Source organism: Endozoicomonas sp. (assembly GCF_965196975.1).
Lineage (GTDB): Bacteria > Pseudomonadota > Gammaproteobacteria > Pseudomonadales > Endozoicomonadaceae > Endozoicomonas.
The window spans coordinates 701148-726753 of record NZ_OZ239981.1 but is presented as its reverse complement, the minus strand read 5'-3'; the positions used below and the strand labels follow the sequence as shown (position 1 = coordinate 726753).

Annotated in this window: 23 protein-coding genes; 13 read left to right on the top strand and 10 right to left on the bottom strand. The window is 49.4% G+C overall.

Annotation, left to right across the window (positions count from 1 at the left end):
* Positions 1-292: 292 nt before the first annotated feature.
* The 12 genes from ACOCLE_RS03220 (at position 293) to ACOCLE_RS03165 (ending at position 13019) form a co-directional block, all read left to right on the top strand.
* Positions 293-957 (top strand): IS1 family transposase gene (locus ACOCLE_RS03220; RefSeq protein WP_419533461.1). Its coding sequence is split into 2 segments (ribosomal slippage): positions 293-536 and positions 536-957, totalling 666 coding nucleotides; the frame shifts between segments, so codons are not numbered across the junction.
* A gap of 68 nt (positions 958-1025) precedes the next feature.
* Positions 1026-2306, top strand: coding sequence for an ISKra4 family transposase (locus ACOCLE_RS03215; protein WP_419532972.1), 1281 nt, complete (start codon positions 1026-1028; stop codon positions 2304-2306).
* Positions 2290-2955: a reductive dehalogenase gene (locus ACOCLE_RS03210; protein ID WP_419535489.1), complete on the top strand. Its 666-nt coding sequence runs from the start codon at positions 2290-2292 to the stop codon at positions 2953-2955. The genes ACOCLE_RS03215 and ACOCLE_RS03210 overlap by 17 nt, the downstream gene beginning before the upstream one ends.
* A gap of 1 nt (position 2956) precedes the next feature.
* On the top strand, positions 2957-3235 hold the full coding sequence (locus ACOCLE_RS03205; protein ID WP_419535488.1) for a hypothetical protein: 279 nt from the start codon (positions 2957-2959) through the stop codon (positions 3233-3235).
* 270 nt (positions 3236-3505) lie between these two features.
* Positions 3506-4630: a tetratricopeptide repeat protein gene (locus tag ACOCLE_RS03200; protein ID WP_419535487.1), complete on the top strand. Its 1125-nt coding sequence runs from the start codon at positions 3506-3508 to the stop codon at positions 4628-4630.
* A gap of 1 nt (position 4631) precedes the next feature.
* Positions 4632-6161, top strand: a complete 1530-nt coding sequence (locus ACOCLE_RS03195) for a 4Fe-4S dicluster domain-containing protein (protein WP_066014696.1) — start codon at positions 4632-4634, stop codon at positions 6159-6161.
* Positions 6161-6478 carry a hypothetical protein gene (locus ACOCLE_RS03190; RefSeq protein WP_020584789.1) on the top strand — a complete coding sequence of 106 codons (318 nt, stop codon included), beginning with the start codon at positions 6161-6163 and terminating at the stop codon, positions 6476-6478. The genes ACOCLE_RS03195 and ACOCLE_RS03190 overlap by 1 nt, the downstream gene beginning before the upstream one ends.
* A 36-nt stretch (positions 6479-6514) precedes the next feature.
* On the top strand, positions 6515-7792 hold the full coding sequence (locus ACOCLE_RS03185; RefSeq protein ID WP_419535486.1) for a 4Fe-4S binding protein: 1278 nt from the start codon (positions 6515-6517) through the stop codon (positions 7790-7792).
* Complete coding sequence (locus tag ACOCLE_RS03180) at positions 7792-8025, top strand: hypothetical protein (protein WP_419535485.1); 234 nt, start codon at positions 7792-7794, stop codon at positions 8023-8025. Before ACOCLE_RS03185 ends, ACOCLE_RS03180 begins: the two co-directional genes overlap by 1 nt.
* A 13-nt stretch (positions 8026-8038) precedes the next feature.
* The gene (gene nifJ / locus ACOCLE_RS03175; RefSeq protein ID WP_419535484.1) at positions 8039-11536 is read left to right on the top strand and encodes a pyruvate:ferredoxin (flavodoxin) oxidoreductase; all 3498 of its coding nucleotides are present in this window, start codon (positions 8039-8041) and stop codon (positions 11534-11536) included.
* Between the two features lie 5 nt (positions 11537-11541).
* Positions 11542-12036 carry a flavodoxin gene (locus ACOCLE_RS03170; protein WP_419535483.1) on the top strand — a complete coding sequence of 165 codons (495 nt, stop codon included), beginning with the start codon at positions 11542-11544 and terminating at the stop codon, positions 12034-12036.
* Between the two features lie 110 nt (positions 12037-12146).
* Positions 12147-13019 (top strand): AraC family transcriptional regulator, encoded by an 873-nt coding sequence (locus tag ACOCLE_RS03165; protein ID WP_419535482.1) that lies wholly within the window; start codon positions 12147-12149, stop codon positions 13017-13019.
* A gap of 157 nt (positions 13020-13176) precedes the next feature.
* Here the strand turns inward: ACOCLE_RS03165 and ACOCLE_RS03160 are convergent, their stop codons facing one another.
* The 10 genes from ACOCLE_RS03160 to ACOCLE_RS03115 form a co-directional block, all read right to left on the bottom strand.
* A complete protein-coding gene (locus ACOCLE_RS03160; protein ID WP_419535481.1) occupies positions 13177-13560 on the bottom strand; it encodes a GtrA family protein in 384 nt (127 codons plus the stop codon).
* Between the two features lie 23 nt (positions 13561-13583).
* Positions 13584-14987 carry an ArnT family glycosyltransferase gene (locus tag ACOCLE_RS03155; protein WP_419535480.1) on the bottom strand — a complete coding sequence of 468 codons (1404 nt, stop codon included), beginning with the start codon at positions 14985-14987 and terminating at the stop codon, positions 13584-13586.
* Positions 14984-16000: a glycosyltransferase family 2 protein gene (locus ACOCLE_RS03150; RefSeq protein ID WP_419535479.1), complete on the bottom strand. Its 1017-nt coding sequence runs from the start codon at positions 15998-16000 to the stop codon at positions 14984-14986. Before ACOCLE_RS03150 ends, ACOCLE_RS03155 begins: the two co-directional genes overlap by 4 nt.
* Before the next feature lie 32 nt (positions 16001-16032).
* Positions 16033-19059 carry an efflux RND transporter permease subunit gene (locus ACOCLE_RS03145; RefSeq protein WP_419535478.1) on the bottom strand — a complete coding sequence of 1009 codons (3027 nt, stop codon included), beginning with the start codon at positions 19057-19059 and terminating at the stop codon, positions 16033-16035.
* 49 nt (positions 19060-19108) lie between these two features.
* Complete coding sequence (locus ACOCLE_RS03140; protein ID WP_419535477.1) at positions 19109-19951, bottom strand: efflux RND transporter periplasmic adaptor subunit; 843 nt, start codon at positions 19949-19951, stop codon at positions 19109-19111.
* A 301-nt stretch (positions 19952-20252) separates the two neighbouring features.
* Positions 20253-20630 (bottom strand): VOC family protein, encoded by a 378-nt coding sequence (locus tag ACOCLE_RS03135; protein ID WP_419535476.1) that lies wholly within the window; start codon positions 20628-20630, stop codon positions 20253-20255.
* A gap of 197 nt (positions 20631-20827) precedes the next feature.
* A complete protein-coding gene (locus tag ACOCLE_RS03130; RefSeq protein ID WP_419532972.1) occupies positions 20828-22108 on the bottom strand; it encodes an ISKra4 family transposase in 1281 nt (426 codons plus the stop codon).
* A 153-nt stretch (positions 22109-22261) separates the two neighbouring features.
* Positions 22262-23572 (bottom strand): sensor histidine kinase, encoded by a 1311-nt coding sequence (locus tag ACOCLE_RS03125; RefSeq protein ID WP_419535475.1) that lies wholly within the window; start codon positions 23570-23572, stop codon positions 22262-22264.
* Between the two features lie 18 nt (positions 23573-23590).
* Entirely contained in the window at positions 23591-24277 is a 687-nt protein-coding gene (locus ACOCLE_RS03120; RefSeq protein ID WP_020584803.1) for a response regulator transcription factor, read from the bottom strand.
* 229 nt (positions 24278-24506) lie between these two features.
* Positions 24507-25076: a DUF4136 domain-containing protein gene (locus tag ACOCLE_RS03115; protein WP_419535474.1), complete on the bottom strand. Its 570-nt coding sequence runs from the start codon at positions 25074-25076 to the stop codon at positions 24507-24509.
* A 154-nt stretch (positions 25077-25230) separates the two neighbouring features.
* Between ACOCLE_RS03115 and arsC the strand changes: the two genes are divergently transcribed.
* Positions 25231-25578 (top strand): arsenate reductase (glutaredoxin), encoded by a 348-nt coding sequence (arsC, locus tag ACOCLE_RS03110; protein WP_419535473.1) that lies wholly within the window; start codon positions 25231-25233, stop codon positions 25576-25578.
* Positions 25579-25606: the final 28 nt, after the last annotated feature.

Below are 25606 nucleotides of genomic sequence, written 5' to 3'. Positions count from 1 at the left end.
AACTATCGCTTAGGTTAAATTTGTTGGACACTTCCTGGACTTTATAAACTTCGATAACGGTATTACCAGAATAAAAGCAACAAGCATCAATAAGTTAGACAGTTGGTATTTATTAAAAAGATATGATTTGAACCCTAGTTTTAAATTAGGGTTCTCTTTTTTTTTCAGTAAGTTAACTAGTTTCAGGCATCAAGAAATAGCCGTTTTCCCGCTATTTCACGCAGTAATACGCTATTTTCGGTGATGTGCCAAAGCTGTTGATCTGATACATTCCTGTCTTTTTGAGTCATCTATGGCTGAAGTTCAAGTTGCCTGTATCCATTGTCAACAAACGTTCAATGTTGTTAAGAACGGGAAAGCTGAGACGGGTCACCAGCGGTATAGATGCAAGGACTGTAATAAGAGCTTCCAACTCGAGTATCGCTATAATGGCAATCTGCCTGGTACTCATGAGCAGATCATAAAGATGACCATGAATGGCTCCGGGGTCAGAGATATCGGACGTGTCCTTGAGATCAGTCCAACGACTGTATTGGCTCGCTTAAAAAACTCGACCCGCCAACAGTAACACAACTCCCCTTCGAAAATGCCCAGGTCAAGATTATCTTCGAAATGGATGAGCAGTGGTCATTTGTTGGTAGCAAGAAGCAGCAACGCTGGCTGTTTTATGCATGGGAGCCACGTTTCAAGAAGATCATTGCCCATGCGTTCGGCCCCAGAAGCACAGAGACGCTCAAAAAGCTGTTGGAGCTTCTGGCCCGCTTCAAAGTTAGTTTTTACTGCACAGATGACTGGCAACCATATACATCCTGTTTATCAGAAGATAAACATATCATTGGAAAGTACTTTACTCAGCGGATTGAGCGGCAGAATCTGACCTTGAGAACTTGCTTGAAACGGTTAGCCAGAAGGACTATTTGCTTCTCAAGATCAATAGACATTGGGTGCTCTCTCTGAATGATTGAAACAATAGTGCTCTATTTTCACAGCTACTATGGGAACACCACTCATAATAGTTAACTGTCATGCCCGCTTCTGTTATTTCCAGCTCTACCAAAAGCATCGTTTTGCAAATTGAAGTTTCTATAGATTCAGGCAACATGCTGAATCTTGAAGATAGTTTACAGCGTGCACTCAATGAAGCCGGGCAGCTTGGAACAAAAGAGTTATTGGGGCTATTTGAATCACCCAATAAAGAACCTATCGTCGTTAATCAGCAGAAGTGGAACTACAAAGGAAAGGTTCTTAAGCACTATGAAACCTTATACGGTCGTATACCTTTGGAGCGCTCCGTATATCAGGGTGTCAGAGGTGGCAGTACTCTGGCAGCACTTGATCTTCGTGCCGGTATTATTGGTTCAGCTACCCCCAAATTTGCCAAGTCTATCGCCTGGAAATACAGCCAGATGCCAGCGCCTGCGGTAAAAGAAGATTTTGAGACCAACCATCAAAGGACGCTTTCAAATTCTTATATCAAGCATTTATCGGACAGAGTAGGTGCATTAATTGAAGACCAGCAAGACACTCACTACCACCTTCCTCCACTAAAAGAGCCTGTTGAAACAATAGCCATTGGTCTGGATGGAACCTGCATGCTGCTTTGTGAAGAAGGCTGGAGGGAAGCCATGTGTGGGACATTGAGCCTATATTCTGCAGATGGAGACAGGCTCCACACGATATATACAGCCAGTTCGCCAGAGTATGGTAAACAAAGCTTTATGAGCAAGCTCGACGAGGAGATTGCAGATCTAAAACGACTCTACCCAAATGCCACATACATCGGGGTAGCTGACGGGGCTAGAGAAAACTGGAGTTATTTGAAACAACATACCTCTGGGCAGATACTCGATTTTTATCATGCATCTGAATATTTAGCTGGAGCAGCGGAAGCACTGTTTCCAACCAGTAAGGCGAAGCGACACCAGTGGCTTGAAGACAGGCTACATAGTTTGAAAAACAAGCGTGGAGCAGCCAAAAAAATCCTTCAGGAAATTGAATCAGCCGAGCTCCCGAAAAAGACAATCGCACTGACAGAGAAGCGCTACAAAGCTGTGAGCTATTTTACAAACAATCACCAGTTAATGAATTATCATCAGGCGCTTAAACGCCATTGGCCAATAGGTTCAGGAGTTACTGAAGCGGCTTGTAAGACTCTGGTAAAGCAACGATTATGTGGTTCTGGAATGAGGTGGAAAGCAACAGGAGCGGAAGTGCTTTTGACAACAAGAGCACTGATCCAGAGTAAGGGGCGCTGGGAACAACTTTGGTCTGAGTTCATGACTGGAAAGGTTGAAGCTAACCTATGAGTCAGTTATCAAATTGAGAGAGCACCCGGTTGCAGGACAGCTTGCAGACTTCTTTCGTCGTTTAGGTTATCAAGCCGTAGCGGCTGGTAATGACCTTGGTAACAGTGTTGCCTATGGTATTGCAGCAGGACTGGGTGAAGGTGCCCGAAACGGAACCCTGATTGTCCCTCAGCTTGGTAATCGTGTCCGCCTGGCCCGTGTCTATACGGATTTTGAGTTTGTTGAATACGACAAACCCCGGTCATTTGGCATTATGGAGTTCTGTGAGAACTGCAAACGGTGTGCCGATCAGTGCCCTTCCAAAGCCATCAGTCAGGATGACAAGCCTTCTCTGATACCCACCTATGAGCGCAGTGATGACCCTGATTATGCATGGCACGGTCAGCCCGGTGTGAGGAAGTTTTATAATGACGCCAAGAAATGCTTCAAATACTGGGGTGATAATGGCATTGGCTGCGTGATCTGTATTAAAGCCTGTCCATGGAATAAGCCTGACTTCTGGCATCACCGTTTAATTGATGCAACCAATACGTTCACCTCCGGATTTGTACACCGGCTGATGACCGAGGCAGACATTCTGTTTGGCTACGGAAATATGGATAACGATAAGGCGGTTACCGCCTTCTGGCATTCTAAAACGGGGGAGTAGCATGATCGGATTGATGTGGTATCTGATGGGTATGATGACCACCGGGGCAATGTGGTGGTATGCCTCAATCAGCAGACAGTATCAACTCAACTGGGTGATTAATGGTGCCCTTCTTGGAATCTTTGTGACTCTCTGGATCTGTATAGGCTGGTCATGGGCCTCCTTTGCAGAAGGAGAACCTCAATCCGGCGCAATGGGACTGGTCTGTTTTGGTCTGCCGGGAGTCATTGCGCTTAACCTGGTTTGGAAGCGTTTGATTCAGCCCAATAGAATAAGCTGATTTATACCAATCGTGCTTACCAATTCCCGTGATGAGCATGAAGATTTGGGCCTTAAGACATGGCGACGATCACCAATGCAGGACTAAGGCTCAAATCCTCAACGCAGCAGGGAGTTAGAAAGTTTGATTGGCATTAATTACTGACCTGGATCAAAAACCCACCCCAAGGGCATTTTTTTACCTTTTTCCGGTATTTTCTGACCTTTTAAGCAGACTGCTGATCCTTATGATGGGCAACATTTTATCGCTCTGGCGAAATTGCCACCAAGTATGCCCATGATTTCTCAAAAATGGCTGGAGCTGTTCCAACAGCTTCAGCAGCAAACACACCCATTTATTTCAGAGCCAGAGCTTCAGGAGCGACTGGAAACCCGACTGAACTTTCTCTCCAGTCAGTTCAGTAACCTCTCCCAGAAAGAGGACCCGCGCCACAAGGACTGGCTGGAGCATGAAACGGTTGCATCGGTCATCAGTGAACTGATGGGCAGGGAGCGGTTTTCTCCGGATGAGCTCAGAGCGCTGTTCAATCTGTTAATGCAGGTACAGCTGAGTCAGGTTGCACTGATTGTGATTAATCATGCTCAGTCAAAAATACCGGACGACGAGATTGCATTGAAGCGTGGTCTCATCTTCCAGCAGATGGGTGAGCAGGAACAGGCACTGGACAGCCTGAACAACGCCTGTGAACTGAACCCCGATAACCATCTGGCCTTTTACCATCGAGGTTTCTGTCTGTTACTGGCAGGAAACATGGAGCAGGCGACAGAATCCTTTAAAACCTGCACCGAGCTGGCGCCGGACTTTGTTGGCGGTTATCAAAATCTTGCCGGTTGTTATTACCAGCAAAGCGAGTTTGAGCTGGCAGCCAGTCAGTGTGAAGCTGTTTTTCAACGCAACCAGACCATTCCACCCGCCTACATCACCGCCTTAAGTGCTTATATGGCACTGAATGATCTGGACAATGTCGGTATCTGGCTGGAGCGGGCTGAAGCACATCAGATTGTTTCACCGGAACTTTATCGACTGCACGGTCTGTATTCAGCGGCGAAAGAAGATCATGAAACCGCTGTTGACCAGTTCTCGGCCTATCTGGAGATCGCCGAAAGCAGCTTTGATGTCCTGCACTTCCGGGCGAAATCCCTCGCTGCTTCGGGACAGTGGCAGCCCCTCCTTGACGACCTGGACGTACTGCTGAGTATTGATGACAACGACCACTGGTGTCTTGAGCACCTGTTTCTTGCCCACTATCACTTACAACACTGGTCAGATGCAGAACTCGTTTTCCAGAAACTGACGACACTGTCCGATCATTACCTTCACCACTTTCATCAAGAGCTGAAAGTCATTCGCTCTGAACACGCTGAACCGATTACTTTTGTCACAACCGGAGTTTAATGTGTCTAATCAAGTCAACGGTGAAGGTGCAGCCGTCACTTCCCGCCGTAATTTTCTTAAACTGGGGGGACTGGCAGCTGCAGGTACCACCATTGGTGCTGCCGCCGGTGCAGGCTTTGTTCTGGGACGGGACCCTGATGCCAATGTTGGCTGGGGCAGAACCGAAGCGGGTAAAGATATGTTCTTTAACCGCAAACCGTTCGAAGTAGATCATGCTCCGACCCTGGAGGTTGTGGGCCCTATCGAACGCCCGGAATGGGAAGACTACCTGTTCAACCGCTTCCCGGTCATTGGCAAAGCTATTCAGGATGGCTGGGACCCCAACAATGGCTGGGAAACCCTGGAAGATGAACAGGTCAAAAAATACTACGCCCGTCATCCGGACCGCTGGCCGGAAATGCTGCAGGCATTTGTTGAACAGAACCGTCGTGCCCAGCACCGGGAGAAGCACCGTGATCGTTTTGCCCTGGCCTGGGCCAATGGTCGCTCCTGGCTAAAAGGTCTGGATCAATCCAATTTCCCACCCAAGCCGGTGGACCATCCCGATATTGACGATTTCAAATGGGTACAGGGTGAACCCGCCGAGTTCCAGTCTCCGGCTCACGCCTCAAAGCTGGTTAAAAAAATGGTTTTCACCTTTGGTGCCAGCATCGTCGGTATTACCAAACTGGACCCGGCATTTGTCTTCAAAAACATGATGCGCATGAAAGGTGGTAACCGCAACTGGGGTGAGGATATTCCAAAACACTGGAAAAACATCATCGTCTTTGGTGTGCCCATGAACTGGGATCCAATGTATGCCGCCGCCGGTTACTCCACCTCCTACGACGGCTATTTCCGAGCCAAAACCGCTTCTGGCCTGCTTGCAGCCTGGTTAGGAGAACTGGGTTATGCGGCCAGACCACAATGGCCGGGTGGTGATTATGAAACGGTATTACCGCCCATCGCGATTCAGGCAGGCATGGGTGAATCCGCTCGCAACGGTGTCCTGATCACACCGGAGCTTGGGCCAAATATACGACTGGCGGCAGTGATTACCAACCTGGATCTTGAGCCGGACAAACCCATTAATACCCATGTCCGGGCATTCTGTGAAGAGTGCAAAATCTGCGCGGATGCCTGCCCCAGTGGTTCCATCTCCAAAGCCAGCAAACCGGATTCCGTGGTTCGTGGTTTCAGAAAATTCGCGTTCAATCAGGACAGTTGCTATCGCTTCTGGAGTACAGCCCCGACCGACAGTGGCAAGGGTTGCCGTGTCTGTATTGCCGTATGTCCTTACACACGGAAAAACAACTGGATTCACACCATCGTGAAAGAGATGGACCCCAGGGACCCTACCGGCATCACCCGTAAAACGTTGCTGGCCATGCAGCACAACTTCTTCTATTACCCGGAAGCAGAAGCGTATCACCCTGACTGGACTGGCGGTAATTTTGCCGGCTACCACGAACCACCGGAATGGCTGCGTTCGGAAAACTACCTCAAGGTCACCAAAACCTGGGAATACGATGGCAACTGGGAGGGCTTCTGATGTTTCCTCAATCAACACTGCTGGATCCACCATTCTGGATGCTTCTTGGCGCCCTTCAGGTACTGGTCTTTGCCGGGGCAGGTCAGTGGGCAAAACATGTTCAGCTGGCCATGAACTGGTGGAAATGGTCTCTGGTTGGCGGCTGGTGGTTCAGCCTGCTGCTGACCATCGCCGGCGCCTTTACCCTGCTGGGTGAAAATGAAGGCAATGCTGGCTGGTACTTCCTTGGTTTTGTTGGCACTGGCCTGATTGTGGGTGGGGCCATATTGCTCAAAGTACTGTTTGTGCTCAACAAACCGGCCGCAAATCAATCCTGACAATAACCGGGGCCACAGGGCCCCTTTTGAAATGCAATGAAATCACAACATCATGCAGGTCATGGGGCAGTGGACACCCGTAGAACCAAGTCCAACAACAATAAACGACAGAAAATAAGGCAGCTGCCGGAAAAACTGGCCGTCATCGGGTCAATCATCCTGCTGGTCATTGCCTGGGTACTGGGCGGAGCACGCCTGTCAAATCTGGAAACGGAACAGCTCAGCCACTTACTGCCTGAGAATGCCCAAATCGTAACCACTGACCAGAGTACCCTGAAGATAACCACCAACACCGGACAGGATACTCAATGGCTCAGTCAGGGGTCAGGGGTTGGCTACGGCGGAAAAATGGATATTGCACTGATGATTGATGATCAGGGTGTCATCAAGCAGCTGGCAATCCTCTCCTCCAGGGAGACCGCCTCCTATTTGCAGAAAATCATCGCTGCTAAATTCCCGGAACAGATGGTTGGCCAGTCCATTCAAAATATCCTTCAAGTGGATGCCATCAGCGGCGCAACCCTGTCTTCCTCGGCCATTCTTCGTGGTGCCAACCTGGCCGCGGAACCGGTGCGACAGGAGCTGATGAACTTAAGCCTGGTAGATAGTAAAAGTCCATGGTCTTATTTGGGCTGGATGGATCTGGTCGCCCTGCTGGCATTTGCTGCCGCCTGGCAGATCAGCAAAACCCGTCACCCACAGCGGAAGAAAATGGAATGGGGATTGATGCTTACCAGCCTGGTGCTGTTTGGTTTCTACGCCTCTGCGCTCTTTTCTTCATCAACACTGGGGATTCTGATTTCCGGCACCTGGATGTCCGGCCTGGGTAATTATACGCCACTTATCCTGCTGGTCCTGACCATTGTCACCTTGTTGACCACCAACAAAAACCTGTACTGCGATATGATCTGCCCATTCGGAACCACTCAGCAGTGCCTGGCAAAAATTACCAACCCACCGACGGTGACACTAAAGCACAGTATTTTTACCTGGCTGCCCAGAGTCATTTTACTGGCTGTGCTGGCCGCCGGGCTCTATTTCCGAAATCCGGCAACCATCGCCTACGAACCCTTTGGCATCATGTTCGGCATGACCGGTTCAATCCAGCTGTTCATCCTGACCTTCGTGATCATTCTAACGTCATTGATGATCTACCGGCCCTGGTGCAAAACCCTCTGCCCGGTTGGCGCCATGACGGACTTCCTGAAATTTATCAAAGCCTGGGGTAAGCAGAGCCTGAAAGATTACCAGCGCAAGACAAAGACAACATCAGCTCGCCCGGCCAACAACATACCTCACCGGAGTCTGTCGTAATGGAAAAAGGTTCATTCAGGAAAAGTGTGGCATTCGCCTTTTTCACCGTTGCCTCAGGGCTGGTTATTTTCAGTGGATTTAATGCTGTCGGACAGTTGAGCAGAACATCCGACAACCTACAGCCGGTTCATATCACCCAGGAACAGGTGGAAACCTCTACAGAACAGCCAGCGATCAAATTAAACACTGAACAGTGGAAAAAGCTGGATATCATCAAAGATATGACGGAGTAACCGGCTGATGTCAATGTCACCTGCAAGCCGCCTGGTCACTATGGATGGTAATGAAGCGGTCGCTTCTATCGCCTACCGCTGCAATGATGTGATCGGAATCTATCCGATTACGCCATCTTCTCCCATGTCAGAAACCTGCGAGGTATGGGAAAGTCAGGAAAAAACCAACTGCTGGGGAGTCATTCCCAAAATCATGGAGATGCAGTCCGAGGGAGGCGCTGCAGGTGTGGTTCATGGCGCGCTGACCGCAGGTGCTATGTCCACGACGTTTACGTCATCCCAGGGACTGCTGCTGAAAATCCCCAATATGTACAAAATTGCCGGGGAGCTGACGCCTTTTGTCATGCACGTGGCAGCCCGAACCCTGGCAACCCATGCCCTGTCCATCTTCTGTGACCATTCCGATGTCATGGCGGCCCGGCAAACCGGGTTTGCCATGCTGTCTTCCGGCTCCGTGCAGCAGGCTCACGATTATGCCCTGATCAGTCAGGCAGCAACCCTTGAGTCCCGCATTCCTTTCATGCACTTTTTTGATGGCTTCCGCACCTCCCATGAGATCAACAAAATTTCATGGCTGAGTGATGATCTCATCAAGGCAATGATCAGTCAGGAAGCACTGGACGCGTTTCGACGCCGCGGGCTCACCCCTGATAACCCATCCATCCGGGGAACCGCACAAAACCCGGACGTATTCTTTCAGGCCAGGGAAGCCATCAACCCTTACTATCAGGCCTGCCCGGACATTGTGGCTGAGAAAATGTCACAGTTTGCCGAACTGACGGGAAGAGAGTATCGCCTGTTTGATTATTACGGCCACCCGGAAGCAGAGCATGTCATCGTGATCATGGGGTCTGCTGCCAGCACGGTGCAACAGGCGATCGATGAGTTATTGCCACTCAACCAGAAGGTGGGGGTTATTGCCATTCACCTGTTCAGGCCTTTTTCACTGAAGCACTTCCTCGCCGTATTACCCGATACCACCCACTGTCTTACCGTGCTCGACCGAACCAAAGAGCCCGGTTCATTGGGTGAGCCATTGTATCAGGACGTGGTGACGGCCATTTTACAGTCGGGACGGCAGAACCTTCCCAAGGTCGCTGGCGGACGCTATGGCCTCTCCTCAAAAGAGTTCAATCCAAACCACGCCAGAGCTATTTTTGCGGCCATGCACAATGGTACGTTGCAGCATAACTTCACCGTGGGCATTGTGGATGATATCTCAGGTTTGTCTTTACCTGCTCCTCAGACCAGCCTGGAACCCAAACGACAGCTTAATGCTATTTTCTATGGGCTTGGTTCGGATGGAACGGTCAGTGCCAACAAAAACACCCTGAAAATCATCGGAGAACAGACCCCGCTGAATGTACAGGGCTATTTTGTTTACGACTCAAAAAAATCCGGCAGTGTTACCACCTCCCATCTACGCGTTGATCAGCACCCCATTGAAGCGCCTTATCTGATTCAGCAGGCCAGTTTCATTGCCTGTCACCAGTTTGATTTTATTTACCGCCTGGAGATGTTTGAGCAGGCTGCCGAAGGTGCAACGTTGCTGCTCAACTCACCCTGGCCAGCCGAAGAAACCTGGAATCATCTCCCACAGGAAGTTCAGGCCGTTATCCTTCAGCGACGATTAACGCTCTACGTGATCGATGCGGCAGCCATTGCCGAAAAGCTGGGCCTGGGTAAACGGCAGAACACCATTTTGCAAACCGCATTCTTTGCCATCAGCCAGATACTGCCCATGGAACAGGTTCGCCAGCTGTTAAAAGAGAGCATTGCCAAAAGTTATGGGAAAGCAGGCCCTGCCATCGTCGAAGCCAATCAACAGGCTGTTGATGAAACAGAGCAGTATCTGCAGCTGGTCACGATTCCAGAGAGTATCAACAGTACCCTTTTCCGTACACCGGTCATCAGCGAGTACAGCCCTGAGTGGGTACAAAAGGTCACGGCCCTGATACTGGCCAATAAAGGGGATGCCCTGCCCGTCAGTGCATTCCCGGTTGACGGTTGCTGGCCAACCGCCACCAGCCAGTGGGAACGGAGAAGTATTACCACTGAAATCCCGAAATGGACACCGGAACACTGCACCCAGTGCAACCAGTGCAGTCTCATGTGCCCACACGGTGCTATCCGCAGCAAGCTGGTCAGTCCTGAGCAGCTTGATGATGCGCCTGAGTCGTTTACTTCAATGCCCTATCAATACCGTGATTTCACTGACCAGTTATTCACGTTACAGGTCTCCCCTGACCATTGCACCGGCTGCGGTGTATGCACTCAGATATGCCCTGCGAACCGTAAGGGCGATACCTTAACCATGGCGGCAAAAGCCCCCATTCTGGAAACACAGCGGCAAAACTACGAATTCATGTCGGATTTGCCTGACCTCAAACGGATCCAGCTAAAGCGGATTGACGGACGCAACAGTCAGTTGTTGAGACCACTGTTCGAGTATTCCGGTGCCTGCAGTGGTTGCGGTGAAACCCCTTACATCAAGCTGCTGACCCAGCTGTTTGGTGACCGGCTGATGGTTGCCAATGCCACCGGTTGCTCTTCGATCTATGGCGGCAACCTGCCAACCACACCGTATTCAAAGAACCATGAAGGTCAGGGGCCTGCCTGGGCAAACTCCCTCTTTGAAGACAATGCCGAGTTCGGACTGGGGATGCGACTGGCCAGCAGCAGCCGCAGGTCCTATGCACTGGAACAATTGTCATTAATAGCTGACGACCTGCCTGATGAGCAGAAGCAGCAGATTTTGATGGATGCCTTTGATCACAGTGAGTCCGCTGTTGAACGTCAACGTCAGGCTATTCAGCAACTGGAAGAAACATTTGGGAACCTGGACTACCTGAAGGATCTGGTGGAGAAAAGCCACTGGATCATCGGTGGCGATGGCTGGGCTTACGATATCGGTTTTGGCGGCCTCGATCATGTGCTGTCCAGTGGCGAAAATATCAACGTTCTGGTCATGGATAACCAGGCATACGCCAACACTGGCGGACAGCAATCCAAAGCGACCCCAACCGGTGCCGTGGTCCGTTTTGCCAACCGGGGTAAACAGGGCAAAAGCAAGGACCTGGCCATGAGCATGATGCTGCAGGGCGGTATTTACATCGCCAGGATTGCCATGGGAGCCAATATTAACCAGACCTTAAAAGCCCTTCAGGAAGCGGCGGATTACCCCGGGCCATCACTGGTGATCGCTTATGCCGCCTGCATTACCCATGGTATCGATATGAGCTGTGGTGTTGAGCATCAGCAGCAGATGGTGGATACCGGTTTATGGCCACTGTACCGGTTTGACCCAAGACGCTTTGACCAGGGTAAAGCTGCGCTTCAGATGGACTCAAGGACACCCAGAAAGGATGTTCGGGAACTGCTGACCAGCGAGTCCCGCTTTAACCAGATATTACAGAAAAACCCTGCCCGGTTTCAGGCCTATACCGACAGCCTGCGGCAACAGGTTCAACATCAGCACACTTTGCTGAATCAATTAAAGGAATGGAAATAACTTGTATGGCAACTATTGCAGTTATCTACGGCAGTGACACTGGAAACACACGACGGATTTCAGAAATCATCGCTGCGCGGCTAAAAGCGGATTGCCTGGATGTGGCGGACTGTTCTGCAGACAGTCTGACTGACTATGAAATGCTGATCATGGGCGCGCCTACCGTTAACCAGGGCGAACTGCAGCCAGACTGGGATTACTTTATGCCGGATCTGGAAGATGCCGACCTGAGCGGTATTCGCGTTGCCCTGTTTGGCCTGGGAGATCAGAAAGAGTACGGCGACACCTTTGTCGATGCCCTGGATAACCTGGCTGAAGCCGTTGAGCAGTCAGGGGCCGAGCTGGTTGGCCAGTGGCCAGTTGAAGGTTATGAGTTCACCGAGTCCCGGGCTGTTCGAGGCAACCACTTTGTCGGACTGGCACTGGACGAAGATAATCAGCCGGAGCTGACCGGGCAGCGCCTGCAGCAATGGCTCGAGAGCATGAATCTGGGTAACTGAACTACCTCTACAGCAGTGGTCATTTATTGACCACTGTCATCACCTTGCCTGGCATTTAACGGCATAATCGTTCAACAGGAAATACTGCCCATGGATTGTTCAAACTGAAAATGAATAGCAAGGATATTGATAGCATCAGTCTGGAAAAACTACGGGAAGACATCGATCTCAACCTGTCGTCCATGGACCAGTTTTATCAACGTCGGTTTGACCTGTCTATACAACCACACCGTCTTCAATTTAATGCCATCATTTATATTGCCTCCGGAAAAGGTGAGCACTTTATTGATTACAAAAAATACAGATTCAAAGCCGGTACCATGTTCTTTTTATCTCGATACCAGGTGCATCAGTTTTGTTACAACCCCGATGTAACCGGCTATGTACTGGCATTCAGTGATGAGACTCTGTTTTTTGGTAATGATGATTCATTAAAAGATCTGATTGTTACTGCATTTTCTGAGATCAATACATTACAGGACCCCGAATTAGCACTGCTTGGACTCTTTCAGGCCCTCTGGCATGAGTTTAACAATCATGACCTGCCCTTTGGTGGCGAAGTGGTCAGAACCCTGTTGCGAACCGTTATTATCAAGTCTCTGGTCAGGGAGCATCAGGCAAAGAAAAACCTCCGGGCAAGTGCTGCACGCTCAACGACGTTCTACCAGCTGAAGTCCATGATTGAGTCTGACTTCCGTCGCTCACGAAATGTGAATGAATACGCCAGAGCGTTGGGAAAGAGTTGCAAACAGATCAACAAGGTCTCCAGAGAAAACACGGGCCACACCGTGAAAGAGCTGCTGGACCATCGCCTTCTGATTGAACTGAAACGCCTGCTGGCATTCAGCCACTATTCCATTACCGATATCGCCTTAAATCTTGGTTTCAATGAGGCGACCAATATGACCAAATTTTTCCGTCGTCATACCCAGCTGTCGCCTAAGCAGTTTAGAATGGTCTGTCGAGCCAATGAAGTTAAGTAATACCAATCGAACTTTCTAATTCCCTATTGCGCAGAAGAGTTGACCCTTAATCCTGTTTGGTGATCGTCGCCATAACTATGGCTATGACTCCTCACTTAGCCTTTATGCCCTTCAGGGTATTGTCTTAAGGGGCAACTCTTCATGCTCATAACGGGAGTTAGAAAACACGATTGGTATAACGCTGGGCAAATACCCAGTAAAGACTCAAGAGATAATTACTGCACATTCCGGCAGCAATTCCCATAATCATTGCCATATACAGAGAATACCCGGTACTCCCAAAAGAAATCAGACATAACTGAAATACAGCAAAATTGGGCAGCGCAGAAAAGCAGGCTGCCATCATGTGCTTTTGCCATTGCCGCCAGCAAGATTCACAATGCCGGTCACTGAATGTCAGAAGCCGGTTACCAGCCCACGTGGTGGTCGCCGCCCCCGAAAATGCCACAATTCGGCCAGCCAGTGCATCCATAGAGAAAACCTGCAGACAAAGACTGAACAGAACGAGATCAACGAGAAAGCCAAAGCCCCCGACAACCATAAACTTGGCTGGTCTGTTGGCGTCTAAGAGTCTTTGGTACATCGATAGAGTGCCCGCTGTTTTTCCGTAATCAAACGTTGCTCGCAGTCATGATCAAGACTGGTAATAAGGCGCTGCACCTGCAAGGACTCGCCAATCAGCTGAAAATCATCCATCGTCTGTAATGACGCATTATCGGTTAGCACCCTGGCTTGACCGAGGCTGTAAAACTGGCCAGAAAACGGCCGCTTTCCCACATAGAAACTGGGCACACTGTTATCCGCCTGCTGGAAGATAACCGCATCGCTTTTACGGTCACTGCCGCCGTTGATCATGGCAATGGTATATCCCAGCATGAGCATGGGGGCGATACAGCACACCAGCCGAAACCACCGGGGAGCCATGATTTTTTCAGGCAGCAGCATGGAAATTAACAGAGCCAGAGCCGGGATTCCGGGCAGCACATACGCCTGCAGGATATTACCCGCCCCGGTAAACAGAACCATAGGAGAAACGAGCCAGAGCAATAAAAAGCTGAGAACACCATCATTACCCCTGGCTCTCAACAAGAGAGAATGACGCTGTCGCCAGAGTAACACCGGCAGCACGATTGACCATGGCGCGGCGGAATACAGCCAGAACCACCAGATAGTCCCACGCACTTCTTCATGAGCAGTTCCGTACAGATCGCCTTCCCAGCCACTGACGACGAACCGCTTAAAATGCTCCCCGACAATGAAGTAGTCCAGAAAGCCCGGCGTCGCCTGCTCAGCCATCAAATACCAGGGAAGTGCTATCATCAGCATCAAGAGGCTGCCGGTCAGCAAAGGGAAACGGTGCCATAAAACCATAAAAGCCTGCTTCAACCCATGCTGAATAACCAGCCATGGCAAAACAGCCAGCCCCACCAGAACCAGTATAAGAGGGCCTTTTGATAGCAGCCCTATAGCAAGTCCTATAAAGCCGACATACCCCCCAAATTTTTCGCCTTTCCAGCAGAGATAGAACCCTGTCATGGCCAGAACCATGCCCACGGTCAATACCATATCGGTCATCACAGCACCCGTGGATAACAGGAAGATGCCGCAGGTTGCCATGACCACACTGGTTCTGAGTGCACTAAAACCGAGTTTGCGGGCAAAAACTGCCATCAACGCCATCACAAAAATACCCGCCAGCCAGTGCGGAAAACGAACCGCAAACTCAGACAGACCAAACCACTCAATACCTGCAGCACTCATCCAGGTAAACAACGGGGGCTTACCCCAGAAAGGAACACCGTAATCGAACTGTGGGGTTAGCCAGTTTCCGGTTTCAGACATCAGTCTGGCCATCTCCCCATAGCGGGCTTCTGTCGTATCCATTAATGGAAGCGCGACCATAGCGACTAAACGGATACACAAAGCTGCAGCCAGTATTCCCCATAGGTAGACTTGCTGTTTTCTCATGCGACTTCCCTGATGACCGGCTGAATGTGCTGATGTCGTTCTGATCGTGCCTTTTTCTCTGTGACGGAACGAGTCAGGTAAAGTGGTCTGGCCTTGGCTTCAATAAAAATCCGGCCAATATATTCTCCCAGCAGACCAATGCTTAATAACTGAATACCTCCAAGCCCCAGCTGCACCACCATCATTGAGGGGTAGCCAGTGACAGGCTCTCCCAGAAACAGTGTTTTCAACACCACCATAAGCCCATAACAGAAGGCCAGCAGTGCAACCAGACTCCCCATCAGGGTGGCGATACGAAGCGGTTTGATCGAGAACGAGGTAATGCCATCAACAGCTAGCCCCAGTAATTTCAAAAAATTCCACTTAGTACTGCCACAGAACCGTTCATCCCGGTCGAATAAAACGGTGGTCTGTTCAAACCCCGGCCAGGCAAATATCCCTTTCATATAACGGTTTCGCTCGGGCAACCGGTTGATATGCTCGATGACCTTTTTATCCAGAAGCCGAAAATCACCCACATTTTCCGGTATTTCCGATTGAGAAAGGCTATTCAACAGCCGGTAAAATATGCTCGCTGAGGTTCGCTTGAACCAGCTCTCACCATTTCGTTTACGCCGCTGCATGTTGACGATATCAAACCCTTTTTCCCACTGCTGCAGCATGGCAGGAACCAACTCGGGAGGATCCTGAAGGTCGGCATCCAGTAATATCACCGCCTGCCCTCTTGCCTTTTCAAGGCCGGCAGACATGGCTACTTCTTTACCAAAGTTTCGGCTCAACCGGATACAGAACCTGTCGCTGCGACTTTCAGGAAACGAAGCCACACGATTCCAGCTATCATCCTGGCTTCCATCATCCACATAAATTATTTCACTAGACTCCTGCAGCTGATCCAGTACGCCAGTTAAACGACGATGAAATTCGGGCAGGACATCAGACTCATTAAAAAAAGGAACCACCACCGACAGTGTGATCGCTCCCCCAGAGTTTGATTTTTCGGGACCTAAAGCCATGACAATCATCCGTTCAGCAATTTGTATCCATGCTAAACACTGTCATGTGAAAAGGATGTCACAACACCTTCCCCTGCCACCGATTTGAACAGCAGGAAACAGCAGGGTAAGAAAAACAGTATGGCTGGAACCGTTAATAACAGTCCATACCCCAGGGTCAGTGCCATTGGGCCCATGTAAACATCAGCCCCCCCAAGCCCATAGGCCAGTGGTAAAAGACCGGCCACAGTGGTTATTGTCGTCAGCAGCACAGGGCGAAGCCGTGTAGCAGCGCTTTCAACAATCCCGTCAATCATTGCGCTTTCTGATATCTTTTCTGACTCATCGGGGTGTCTATTGAGCCGGTCAACCATGACCAGTGCATTATTTACCACGACACCACAGAGCCCCAGAATACCGATACCGGCAAAAAACGACATGGGTTCGCCATGAACCATTAATGCGAATACCGCAGCAGCGATCGCAAAAGGAATGACCAGCATCACCAGTAATGGCTGCAGCAGAGAACCAAACAGCAGCGCAATAATCCCCCAGATACCCACCAGGGCAATGATCACGGCGCTAAGCAATCCACCCAGGGCATCCTGTGTCATTTCCGCTTCACCACCAGCTTCCAGACGAACACCCGGGTACTGGTCTGCAAGTGCCCGAAAGTGTGCAAGGGCATCCATAGCCAGCTGAGCGGCATTTTGCACATCATCATCCAGATCACCCACAACATAGGTATTCCGGTCTCCACTCCAGTGAGTGATCTCCCGCGGGGTCATCACTGAAGTGACAGCGGCAACCTGTCTCAAAGGAATCTGTCGGCCATCGGCAGATGGAATATCAATATTGGGCAGATAACTGGACTGACGGTATGGACTGTCCAGCCAGACTTTGATATTTACTTCTTCATCACCCAGCCAGCTGGTCGATGCCTCTCGTCCTTCATAAGCCAGGTTCAGGCTGTTATTGAGATCATCAACCGTCAGGCCAAGCCTTGCCAGCCAGGCATAGTCCGGTTTAATCAATGTTTGCGGTCTCAGGTTCTCATCCGAATTTTCAAGATCTGAAGTGCCCGGCTGTTGTTCGAGCCACTGCATCAAATCCCGGGCAAGCTGTTTACGACTATCGTCGTTAGAACCAAAAATACGGAACTCTATGGGGTCCGGTGGTGGTGGACCACCCGCATCCACTTTTACATGAACGGCTGTCAGCCCGGCAAACTCCGAAGCGGCTTCTTCCAGGTACTCCGAGACTTCATCAGCATCAAGAGAGCGACTGCTGACCGGCGTAAGAACAATCAACCCCGTGGATTCCGGTGCGCCTTCATTAATATGAAAACGTGCAACTTCCGGAGTATTCATCAGAAGTTCCACAAAAGGTTTGTTAATGATCTTTACTTTCTCCAGGGGTGTCCCGTCATCTACCTCCAGAGAAAATTCAACCAGACGGGCAGCACCTGTTGGAAAGAAATCCAGCGCGATCTGTCGATACCCGGTATATAAAACTGAAGCTGCAACCCCGATAAAAACCGGAATAAGAAGAAAGCGCCCATGCAACGCCTTTCTCAACAGGCGTTGATAGCCAACTTTGCAAACATCAAACCAGTGCCTGCGGGATGATTCATTTCCGCTGTTGCTATTTCCCAATGTATTTTTTTCCAGCGCCCTGGCCAGGTGAGCAGGCAGCAGAAAGGTTACATCCAGAAAAGACATCAGCAGTGCCATGATGACCGTCAATGGCAGGACGGCATAGGTTGCCCCAAAGTCTCCCCCCATAAACAACATGGGAAGAAAAACCAATACGGTGGTTAACAGGCTGGTAATGACGGGCCTGAATACTTGCATATATCCTTCAACCGCCGCTTTCTCAGGAGTAAGTCCTTGATGCCAGGCCTGATCAATACTTTCTGAGACCACAATTGAGTCATCAACGATGATGCCTATAATCAGCAGGATTGCAGCCAGAGTGACGCTGTCCAGGGAATAACCAAACAACAGCAGCATGGTGACGGTACCAAAGACACAAACCGGCAATGATGCGGTGATCCACGGCGCCAGGCGACGCTGCATGGAAATAAACAACACGGCCAGCACCAGAACAATACCGATCAAACCATTGTTCCTGACGACCTGAAAGCGTGCGTCAATTTCTTCTGCAAGATCCAGGGACCAGTCATAGGTCAGTCGACCATTACTGATGGTCTGCTCTTCCGCCAGCAATGATTTGACCGCAGCAACCGTGTCCAGTGTATCCCCAGACTCCGTTTTAAACAGCGTAAAACCAATACCCTGATGGCCATTGACAGTAAAGCCCTGGAGCTGACGCTCAAAACCATCAGTCACTTCGGCGACATCACTGAGCCGGACAGAGCCTCCTCCCGGTAACAGTGAAACAATGACGTCCGAAAGTTCCTCAATAGACTGTACCTGCGTCAGGGTCAGCAGGTTCTGCTCTGACTGCCAGGACTCCACCACGCCACCACTGCTGGAAATATTTCGGGCACTGATGGCTCTGACGACGGCTTCCGGTGTTAAACCATAGGACTGCAGACGATCCGGCACCAGCGACACAATAAATTCACGTTTGGGAAAACCGGTTGAGGTGATTTTCCCGATACCCGGAATCGTACGCAGCTTCTTTTCAATCTGCCGGGCTGATTCACGAAGCTCGGCAAAGGGCATGTCTCCCGATAACCCCAGCGTCATAAACTCGAACGTGGCCGTATTTTCCGCCTCAACCAGGGGGGAGTTTTCAAGGTCTGCCGGAAGACCGGTAACGCGATCGACGGCATCTCGAATCTCCTGATTCACCTTATCAAGGTTTTCACCATCACGAATACGGATCTCAATCTCGGAATAACCATCAATCGATGTCGACAGATACCAGCCAAGGCCCTGAACCGACTTCAACTCTTTTTCAATGCGGTTGGTGATTTCAAGTTCAATCTCTTCTGCTGAAACACCGGGATATTCCGTAATAATGGCCGTTTCACCCTGTTTTGAAGCGGGCAGTTCCTGCAGGCTAATAGTAAACAGCGAGGCGACCCCGGTCAGGCAGATCATAAACAGCATCAAACTGGCGAAAAACGCTGCCTGACAAAGAAGTAAAGAATGGTCTTCATCACTCCTCCTCAGCCACAAGGTTGGTAAGAGATACTTCAGCATCCACCGTAAACCCGGGACGAAGTATCATTCCCGGGTTATCAATGACAATCTCGACAGGATAACTGTTTCTGGTGGTATCAGTCTGAATAGCAATCGTCCTGATATGGCCTGAAAAGTAGTGACCAGGAACGGCTTCCGCAGTTAACGTGACGCCCTGACCTGATGCAAAGCTGTTGACGTGCTCTTCCGTGATATAAACGACCGCTTTTAGTTTTTCTATCTGCTCAAGCTGATACAGCTTTTGTCCTGAATGGACCCAGTCCCCTTTATTAATGAGCCGTTCACTGACCCAGAGACCGTTCTCTGCTGTGATTTGGGTACGCGCCAATGCCAGCTCGGCCTCACCCAGTGACACTTCCTGAAGCCTCAGGTCCGCTTTGCTGACCAGATAGTCTGCTTCAGCATTTTCAAGCTGTTCTCTGGCCAAATTATTTTGTGCCACCAGACGCTTATACCGGTCATACCGGCTCTTTTTTACCACCAGCTCAGCATTAGCCTGAGCCAGACTGGCCCTGGCCCGTTCCATAGCCAGCAGATAATCCTCCTGGTTTATCGTAACCAGAGAGGTTCCACCTGATGTCTGTTCACCCACATCATGGGCGTAGCTTTCTACAACACCATCAACCTGAGAGACAACAGCAATGGATTCAAGGCTCTGCAGACTGCCCATGACATGAAGTACGTCTGCACCTGACGAATTAAAGGCTGGTTCTTGATAAGAAGGTGACGATGCGGTTACTGATAACGGAATACTGACCAACAATACTGTGGCCAATCGAAGAAGAATTGGCGATTTCATAACATTGACCCCAGACAAATGCCTTTTTGGGGGCAATGTAACCAGTCATACCTCTTAAAAATGTCACAATGTGCTTTTTAGGCCAATGGCACTGACTTAAGAGTGAAAGCATTACCATACGGAGGCTTTACAGGAACGCAGGTACTTACCCTGAAAGATTGCATGAAGCCATTCCCGGTGCTTTGGACAGAGCAGCGTCATCACTTTCGGACGTGTGCGATCGTAGCACCTGAGGCCTCTTCAGAAAATTAAAGAGGCCTCAAAACGTTTGACCTGAACAAATAGCAGTTGCTCATACTGATCAGGATTCCCATTTATCAAACATCGCCTCAATGTTATGTCCATCAGGATCATAAACAAAACAGGCATAGTAATTCTCTGTATATTGAGGACGAGAGCCTGGAGCTCCGTTATCTCTTGCGCCAGCTTGAAGTGCTGCTTCATAAAATTCCTGAACCTTTAATTGGCTTTCTGCACGAAAGGCAATATGAAAACTGGTTAAGGCTTCCGTTGTTTTAGGACTACGAATTTCAAACAAAAAACCCTTTCCAAGGTCAAAGGCCCACATTCTCCCTTCTTCTCCAAAGGCGATTTTGTATCCAAGTGGACGAAATGCCGCTTCATAAAATTTCCGGCTCAACTCAACATCACTGACAGAGATGGTAACGTGATCGATCATATACCTACCTTCAAGGTTAATCAGAATTTATTAGCATTCAATGTGGAGGAGCGAATCACCGTTTGTCGGCTATAAAAAAGTTCGCACATGGTTCACAGCCCCTACCACCGGAATAGCCGCGAACCCACAAAATCACAACACCACAAACCACAGTTAAAGCACAATAGAATGGGTGCTCTCTCAATTTGATAACTGACTCATAGGTTAGCTTCAACCTTTCCAGTCATGAACTCAGACCAAAGTTGTTCCCAGCGCCCCTTACTCTGGATCAGTGCTCTTGTTGTCAAAAGCACTTCCGCTCCTGTTGCTTTCCACCTCATTCCAGAACCACATAATCGTTGCTTTACCAGAGTCTTACAAGCCGCTTCAGTAACTCCTGAACCTATTGGCCAATGGCGTTTAAGCGCCTGATGATAATTCATTAACTGGTGATTGTTTGTAAAATAGCTCACAGCTTTGTAGCGCTTCTCTGTCAGTGCGATTGTCTTTTTCGGGAGCTCGGCTGATTCAATTTCCTGAAGGATTTTTTTGGCTGCTCCACGCTTGTTTTTCAAACTATGTAGCCTGTCTTCAAGCCACTGGTGTCGCTTCGCCTTACTGGTTGGAAACAGTGCTTCCGCTGCTCCAGCTAAATATTCAGATGCATGATAAAAATCGAGTATCTGCCCAGAGGTATGTTGTTTCAAATAACTCCAGTTTTCTCTAGCCCCGTCAGCTACCCCGATGTATGTGGCATTTGGGTAGAGTCGTTTTAGATCTGCAATCTCCTCGTCGAGCTTGCTCATAAAGCTTTGTTTACCATACTCTGGCGAACTGGCTGTATATATCGTGTGGAGCCTGTCTCCATCTGCAGAATATAGGCTCAATGTCCCACACATGGCTTCCCTCCAGCCTTCTTCACAAAGCAGCATGCAGGTTCCATCCAGACCAATGGCTATTGTTTCAACAGGCTCTTTTAGTGGAGGAAGGTGGTAGTGAGTGTCTTGCTGGTCTTCAATTAATGCACCTACTCTGTCCGATAAATGCTTGATATAAGAATTTGAAAGCGTCCTTTGATGGTTGGTCTCAAAATCTTCTTTTACCGCAGGCGCTGGCATCTGGCTGTATTTCCAGGCGATAGACTTGGCAAATTTGGGGGTAGCTGAACCAATAATACCGGCACGAAGATCAAGTGCTGCCAGAGTACTGCCACCTCTGACACCCTGATATACGGAGCGCTCCAAAGGTATACGACCGTATAAGGTTTCATAGTGCTTAAGAACCTTTCCTTTGTAGTTCCACTTCTGCTGATTAACGACGATAGGTTCTTTATTGGGTGATTCAAATAGCCCCAATAACTCTTTTGTTCCAAGCTGCCCGGCTTCATTGAGTGCACGCTGTAAACTATCTTCAAGATTCAGCATGTTGCCTGAATCTATAGAAACTTCAATTTGCAAAACGATGCTTTTGGTAGAGCTGGAAATAACAGAAGCGGGCATGACAGTTAACTATTATGAGTGGTGTTCCCATAGTAGCTGTGAAAATAGAGCACTATTGTTTCAATCATTCAGAGAGAGCACCCAATAGAATCAAATAGTTAAATACCATAATTCTCAGAAGAGCCATTGCTTTTTAGATAGCCTTTAAAGGCATCACGACTCAGGACTAAAATTGATCATTGCCAGACATCCCTGCTGGTCATCCCGGGAACTGATGGAAAAGCGCCACCCCTGTCGTGCACAAATATCGTTGACCATCATCAGCCCAAGGCCATGGCCTTCATGCTCTTCAGGGACACTCTCAATACCTGGCCCGGTATCCAGGGCACTGAAGCAGTGATTATCCAATCGAAACAGAATCTCTCCGGAACGGGTGTAACCAAACGCATTTTTAATCAGGTTGCCCAGCAATATCCTGACCACGGTTGCTGGCACATTTAATGTGATAGCAACCGTGGCATTGATATGCACCTGAATCGCTTTATCCCGGATCAACAGCCGGTGCTCATCAATCAGCTGCTCAATAAACGCCTGATCCAGTACAGTGGTGACATCTTCTGGAAATGGGGTTTGCCTCACCAGGCTCAGCAGTGTTTCAGTAATGTCCTGCATATTCTGGCAGGATGTCTCAAGACGCTGTCGTTGTTTATCAATAAATGGTTTCTCAATAACCGGTGACTCGCGCGACACCCCGAGCAATGTAGCCACCCCCGAGATCACCATCAGCGGTGTGCGCAGCTCATGACTGACATAACGGCTGAACGCTCTCTCCCGTTGAATAGACGCATGAATTCTCTGTCGATAATCATTCAGCGCATCCACCAGCTCAGCCTGCTCTTCTGTGGTAATCACCGCCGGTTCAATGGGGGCAAGGTCATCAGCCCGACTCTCTTTGATCACTCTGGCGAGCCCGTGCAACGGCGCGGCAAGATGGCCGGAAATCCGATAAATCAACAACCAGACTCCCGCCAGTATCAGTAGTGAATAGAGGATGACACCCGCGATCAAAGACCGCTCTTCCAGCTCAGTGATGGTCACTCGCGCGCTGTCCTCAACGATATAGAGAGGCGCTAACTGTCCATTAACCGTCATGGTTGTGGACATAACCGTTGCAGAGTCTCCCGTTCTTGAACCCGGTTCCTGATAATTAAAATCCTCTACACCTTGCCATTGGGCAGAGAAGCGTTTTTGAAACTCAGCCGGTGTATCTTCATAACGGTCATAAGCGACGGTCAGGTGATCAAGAACCAGGGAACCCTGAAATCCCTGTTGATATTCCTTGATGGCGAAATCACTGATATAGGCAAGACGACGACTACTGACTTCATCTTCCGTGATGTGCAGCGTGGCATAAAACAGCAGAAAATTGATCAACAGAACAACGGCAATGACAATGCAGAAAGCCATTGTCATTTTCCACTGCAGGGAGAGCAGCTTTCCTCTTTCAAGGATCTTGTCAAGCAATTGAGATAATCCTGTTTTCTACTCTTTGGTCGAAAGCGTTGCCTGAAGACGGTATCCCACCTTGGGAACCGTAGTAATCATGGGCTGTTCAAACGGCTTATCAACAGCCACACGCAGTTGATAGATATGGTTGCGCAGCGCATCACCATCGGGTGGCTCATCCCCCCAGATGGCGTACATCATCTCTTCCCGGGTCACCAGATCAGGAGACTTGCTGATCAGCAACTTGAGCAGTGTAAAACAGGTAGGATTCAGAGGGATATCCTTATCACCGCGTCTGGCGCTATGATTCCCCAGATCAAGTGTCAGGTCTTCAAATTCAAGGGCGTCGCTGAAAGCGCCCGGACTATTGCGACGAACCAGTGCCTTGACCCTCGCTTCCAGGATTTTCAGGTCAAAGGGCTTAACCAGATAATCATCCGCTCCTTCTTCAAACCCCTGCAGGGTATCATCCGTCGTATCACGGGCGGTCAGCATCAGAACAGGCGTAGTAATCCGTCGTTTCCTGAGTTCACGACAAACCTGGTAGCCATCCATTCCCGGCAGCATGATGTCGAGAATAATCACATCAAAATATTGCTCACTGGCCAGTTCCAGCCCATGACGACCATCCGCTGTGTAGTCCAGCTGATGACCAAAGGCTTCAAAATAATCAAGAACAATACCGGCAATTTCCCGGTTATCTTCAATCAACAGCAGGCGCATACTACGATACCTGTTTTCATAATCCGTGGCTCAAAACCATAACCGACCTGCTTATACCAATTCCACCTTCTAAACATGAACTGCGCAGCCATTTTGCACCGCTGGTTCTTCGTTGGAATTCCTCGCAATACCCGAGGGCACAAGTAGCCCCACGATTACTCGTCATTCCGCCTTGCCCAGCCGTCCAGAATGGCTTGCTCGATATCATATTTAGAAAGCGGAATTGGTATTACTTTTCCGGCCTTGGAAACCCTTCCAGAATCTTTGCCACCGCCTCATTAATTCGTGCGGTTCGCTGTTCCGGTGAGAGATCTTCCTGAATTCTGGCTCTGGAGCGTCCGCGCCAGACGACCTGTTTTGTTTCCGGATCAATAATATCAATGATCAGAGAGCCTTCTTCATATTCCTGAACACGGCTGTCAGTGCTGACACCGAGCCCCCAGGGGCTGAAACCATAACCAAAAGAAGTAGTCACCTGTCGTTCTTCCCGGCGGGTTTTCTGGCCGGCAATGTAATTGACCAGAAAGTCGACCTCTGTCTTATCGGAGTCGACACGCTGAAATCCTCGAGTCTGCAGAACACCATCCACCGCGTTGTGAACACGCTGATCCATCAGAGCTTCAAACTGATACCCCAGTTTTTGGGACTCCTGTGTTGGCTCAATCCAGCGATAAGTGGTCAGGCCTGTCAGTGAACGTTCAGTATCATAGTCCCAATCTACTTTCTGGGATGCACAGCCAGCCAGAACCACCGTCAGAAGCACCACGATACTGCCAGTTATTTTTCTTACCACAGACATACTCTCTCCCTCAGGCTTACCATCACCAGCATCATGCCATTTCCTGACGTTACATCCGACACCTATTACAAATGATTTGCAGTGAATCCACAGAGATTGGTAGGCTTTGCGGAAAATATCTATAGTCCTGTGAAATACACTGAGCAAAGTCATTATGAGCGTTACTATTTTTCATAACCCACGCTGTTCAAAATCCCGCCAGACCCTGAGTATTCTGGAAGAACAGGGGATCACTCCTGAGGTGGTACTGTATCTGGAAACCCCTCCGGACGCGAATCAGTTGAAAGCCATTCTGGGCAAACTGGGCATCAATGCCCGAGACCTGCTTCGTAAGGGTGAACAGGAGTTCAAGGATAATAACCTCAAAGACCCATCCCTGACTGAAGAGCAATTGATCAACTTTATGTGCGAATTCCCCAAGTTGATTGAACGCCCCATTGTGATCAATGGAGAAAAAGCCAGAATTGGCCGCCCCCCAGAGTCAGTCATTGAAATTCTCTGAAAACGAACCAAACAATAATTAGACCTTG

Excerpts from the sequence above, each read along its gene's own strand:
- ACOCLE_RS03205 (WP_419535488.1), top strand. The coding sequence starts at position 2,957 with ATGATCGGATTGATGTGGTATCTGATGGGTATGATGACCACCGGGGCA.
- ACOCLE_RS03135 (WP_419535476.1), bottom strand. The coding sequence starts at position 20,630 with ATGATCGATCACGTTACCATCTCTGTCAGTGATGTTGAGTTGAGCCGG.
- ACOCLE_RS03155 (WP_419535480.1), bottom strand. The coding sequence starts at position 14,987 with ATGAGAAAACAGCAAGTCTACCTATGGGGAATACTGGCTGCAGCTTTG.
- ACOCLE_RS03190 (WP_020584789.1), top strand. The coding sequence starts at position 6,161 with ATGTTTCCTCAATCAACACTGCTGGATCCACCATTCTGGATGCTTCTT.
- ACOCLE_RS03185 (WP_419535486.1), top strand. The coding sequence starts at position 6,515 with ATGAAATCACAACATCATGCAGGTCATGGGGCAGTGGACACCCGTAGA.
- ACOCLE_RS03140 (WP_419535477.1), bottom strand. The coding sequence starts at position 19,951 with ATGAAATCGCCAATTCTTCTTCGATTGGCCACAGTATTGTTGGTCAGT.
- ACOCLE_RS03150 (WP_419535479.1), bottom strand. The coding sequence starts at position 16,000 with ATGGCTTTAGGTCCCGAAAAATCAAACTCTGGGGGAGCGATCACACTG.
- ACOCLE_RS03215 (WP_419532972.1), top strand. The coding sequence starts at position 1,026 with ATGCCCGCTTCTGTTATTTCCAGCTCTACCAAAAGCATCGTTTTGCAA.
- ACOCLE_RS03200 (WP_419535487.1), top strand. The coding sequence starts at position 3,506 with ATGCCCATGATTTCTCAAAAATGGCTGGAGCTGTTCCAACAGCTTCAG.
- ACOCLE_RS03170 (WP_419535483.1), top strand. The coding sequence starts at position 11,542 with ATGGCAACTATTGCAGTTATCTACGGCAGTGACACTGGAAACACACGA.
- ACOCLE_RS03130 (WP_419532972.1), bottom strand. The coding sequence starts at position 22,108 with ATGCCCGCTTCTGTTATTTCCAGCTCTACCAAAAGCATCGTTTTGCAA.
- ACOCLE_RS03115 (WP_419535474.1), bottom strand. The coding sequence starts at position 25,076 with ATGTCTGTGGTAAGAAAAATAACTGGCAGTATCGTGGTGCTTCTGACG.
- ACOCLE_RS03145 (WP_419535478.1), bottom strand. The coding sequence starts at position 19,059 with ATGCTGTTTATGATCTGCCTGACCGGGGTCGCCTCGCTGTTTACTATT.
- ACOCLE_RS03165 (WP_419535482.1), top strand. The coding sequence starts at position 12,147 with ATGAATAGCAAGGATATTGATAGCATCAGTCTGGAAAAACTACGGGAA.
- nifJ (WP_419535484.1), top strand. The coding sequence starts at position 8,039 with ATGTCACCTGCAAGCCGCCTGGTCACTATGGATGGTAATGAAGCGGTC.
- ACOCLE_RS03160 (WP_419535481.1), bottom strand. The coding sequence starts at position 13,560 with ATGGTTGTCGGGGGCTTTGGCTTTCTCGTTGATCTCGTTCTGTTCAGT.
- arsC (WP_419535473.1), top strand. The coding sequence starts at position 25,231 with ATGAGCGTTACTATTTTTCATAACCCACGCTGTTCAAAATCCCGCCAG.
- ACOCLE_RS03120 (WP_020584803.1), bottom strand. The coding sequence starts at position 24,277 with ATGCGCCTGCTGTTGATTGAAGATAACCGGGAAATTGCCGGTATTGTT.
- ACOCLE_RS03180 (WP_419535485.1), top strand. The coding sequence starts at position 7,792 with ATGGAAAAAGGTTCATTCAGGAAAAGTGTGGCATTCGCCTTTTTCACC.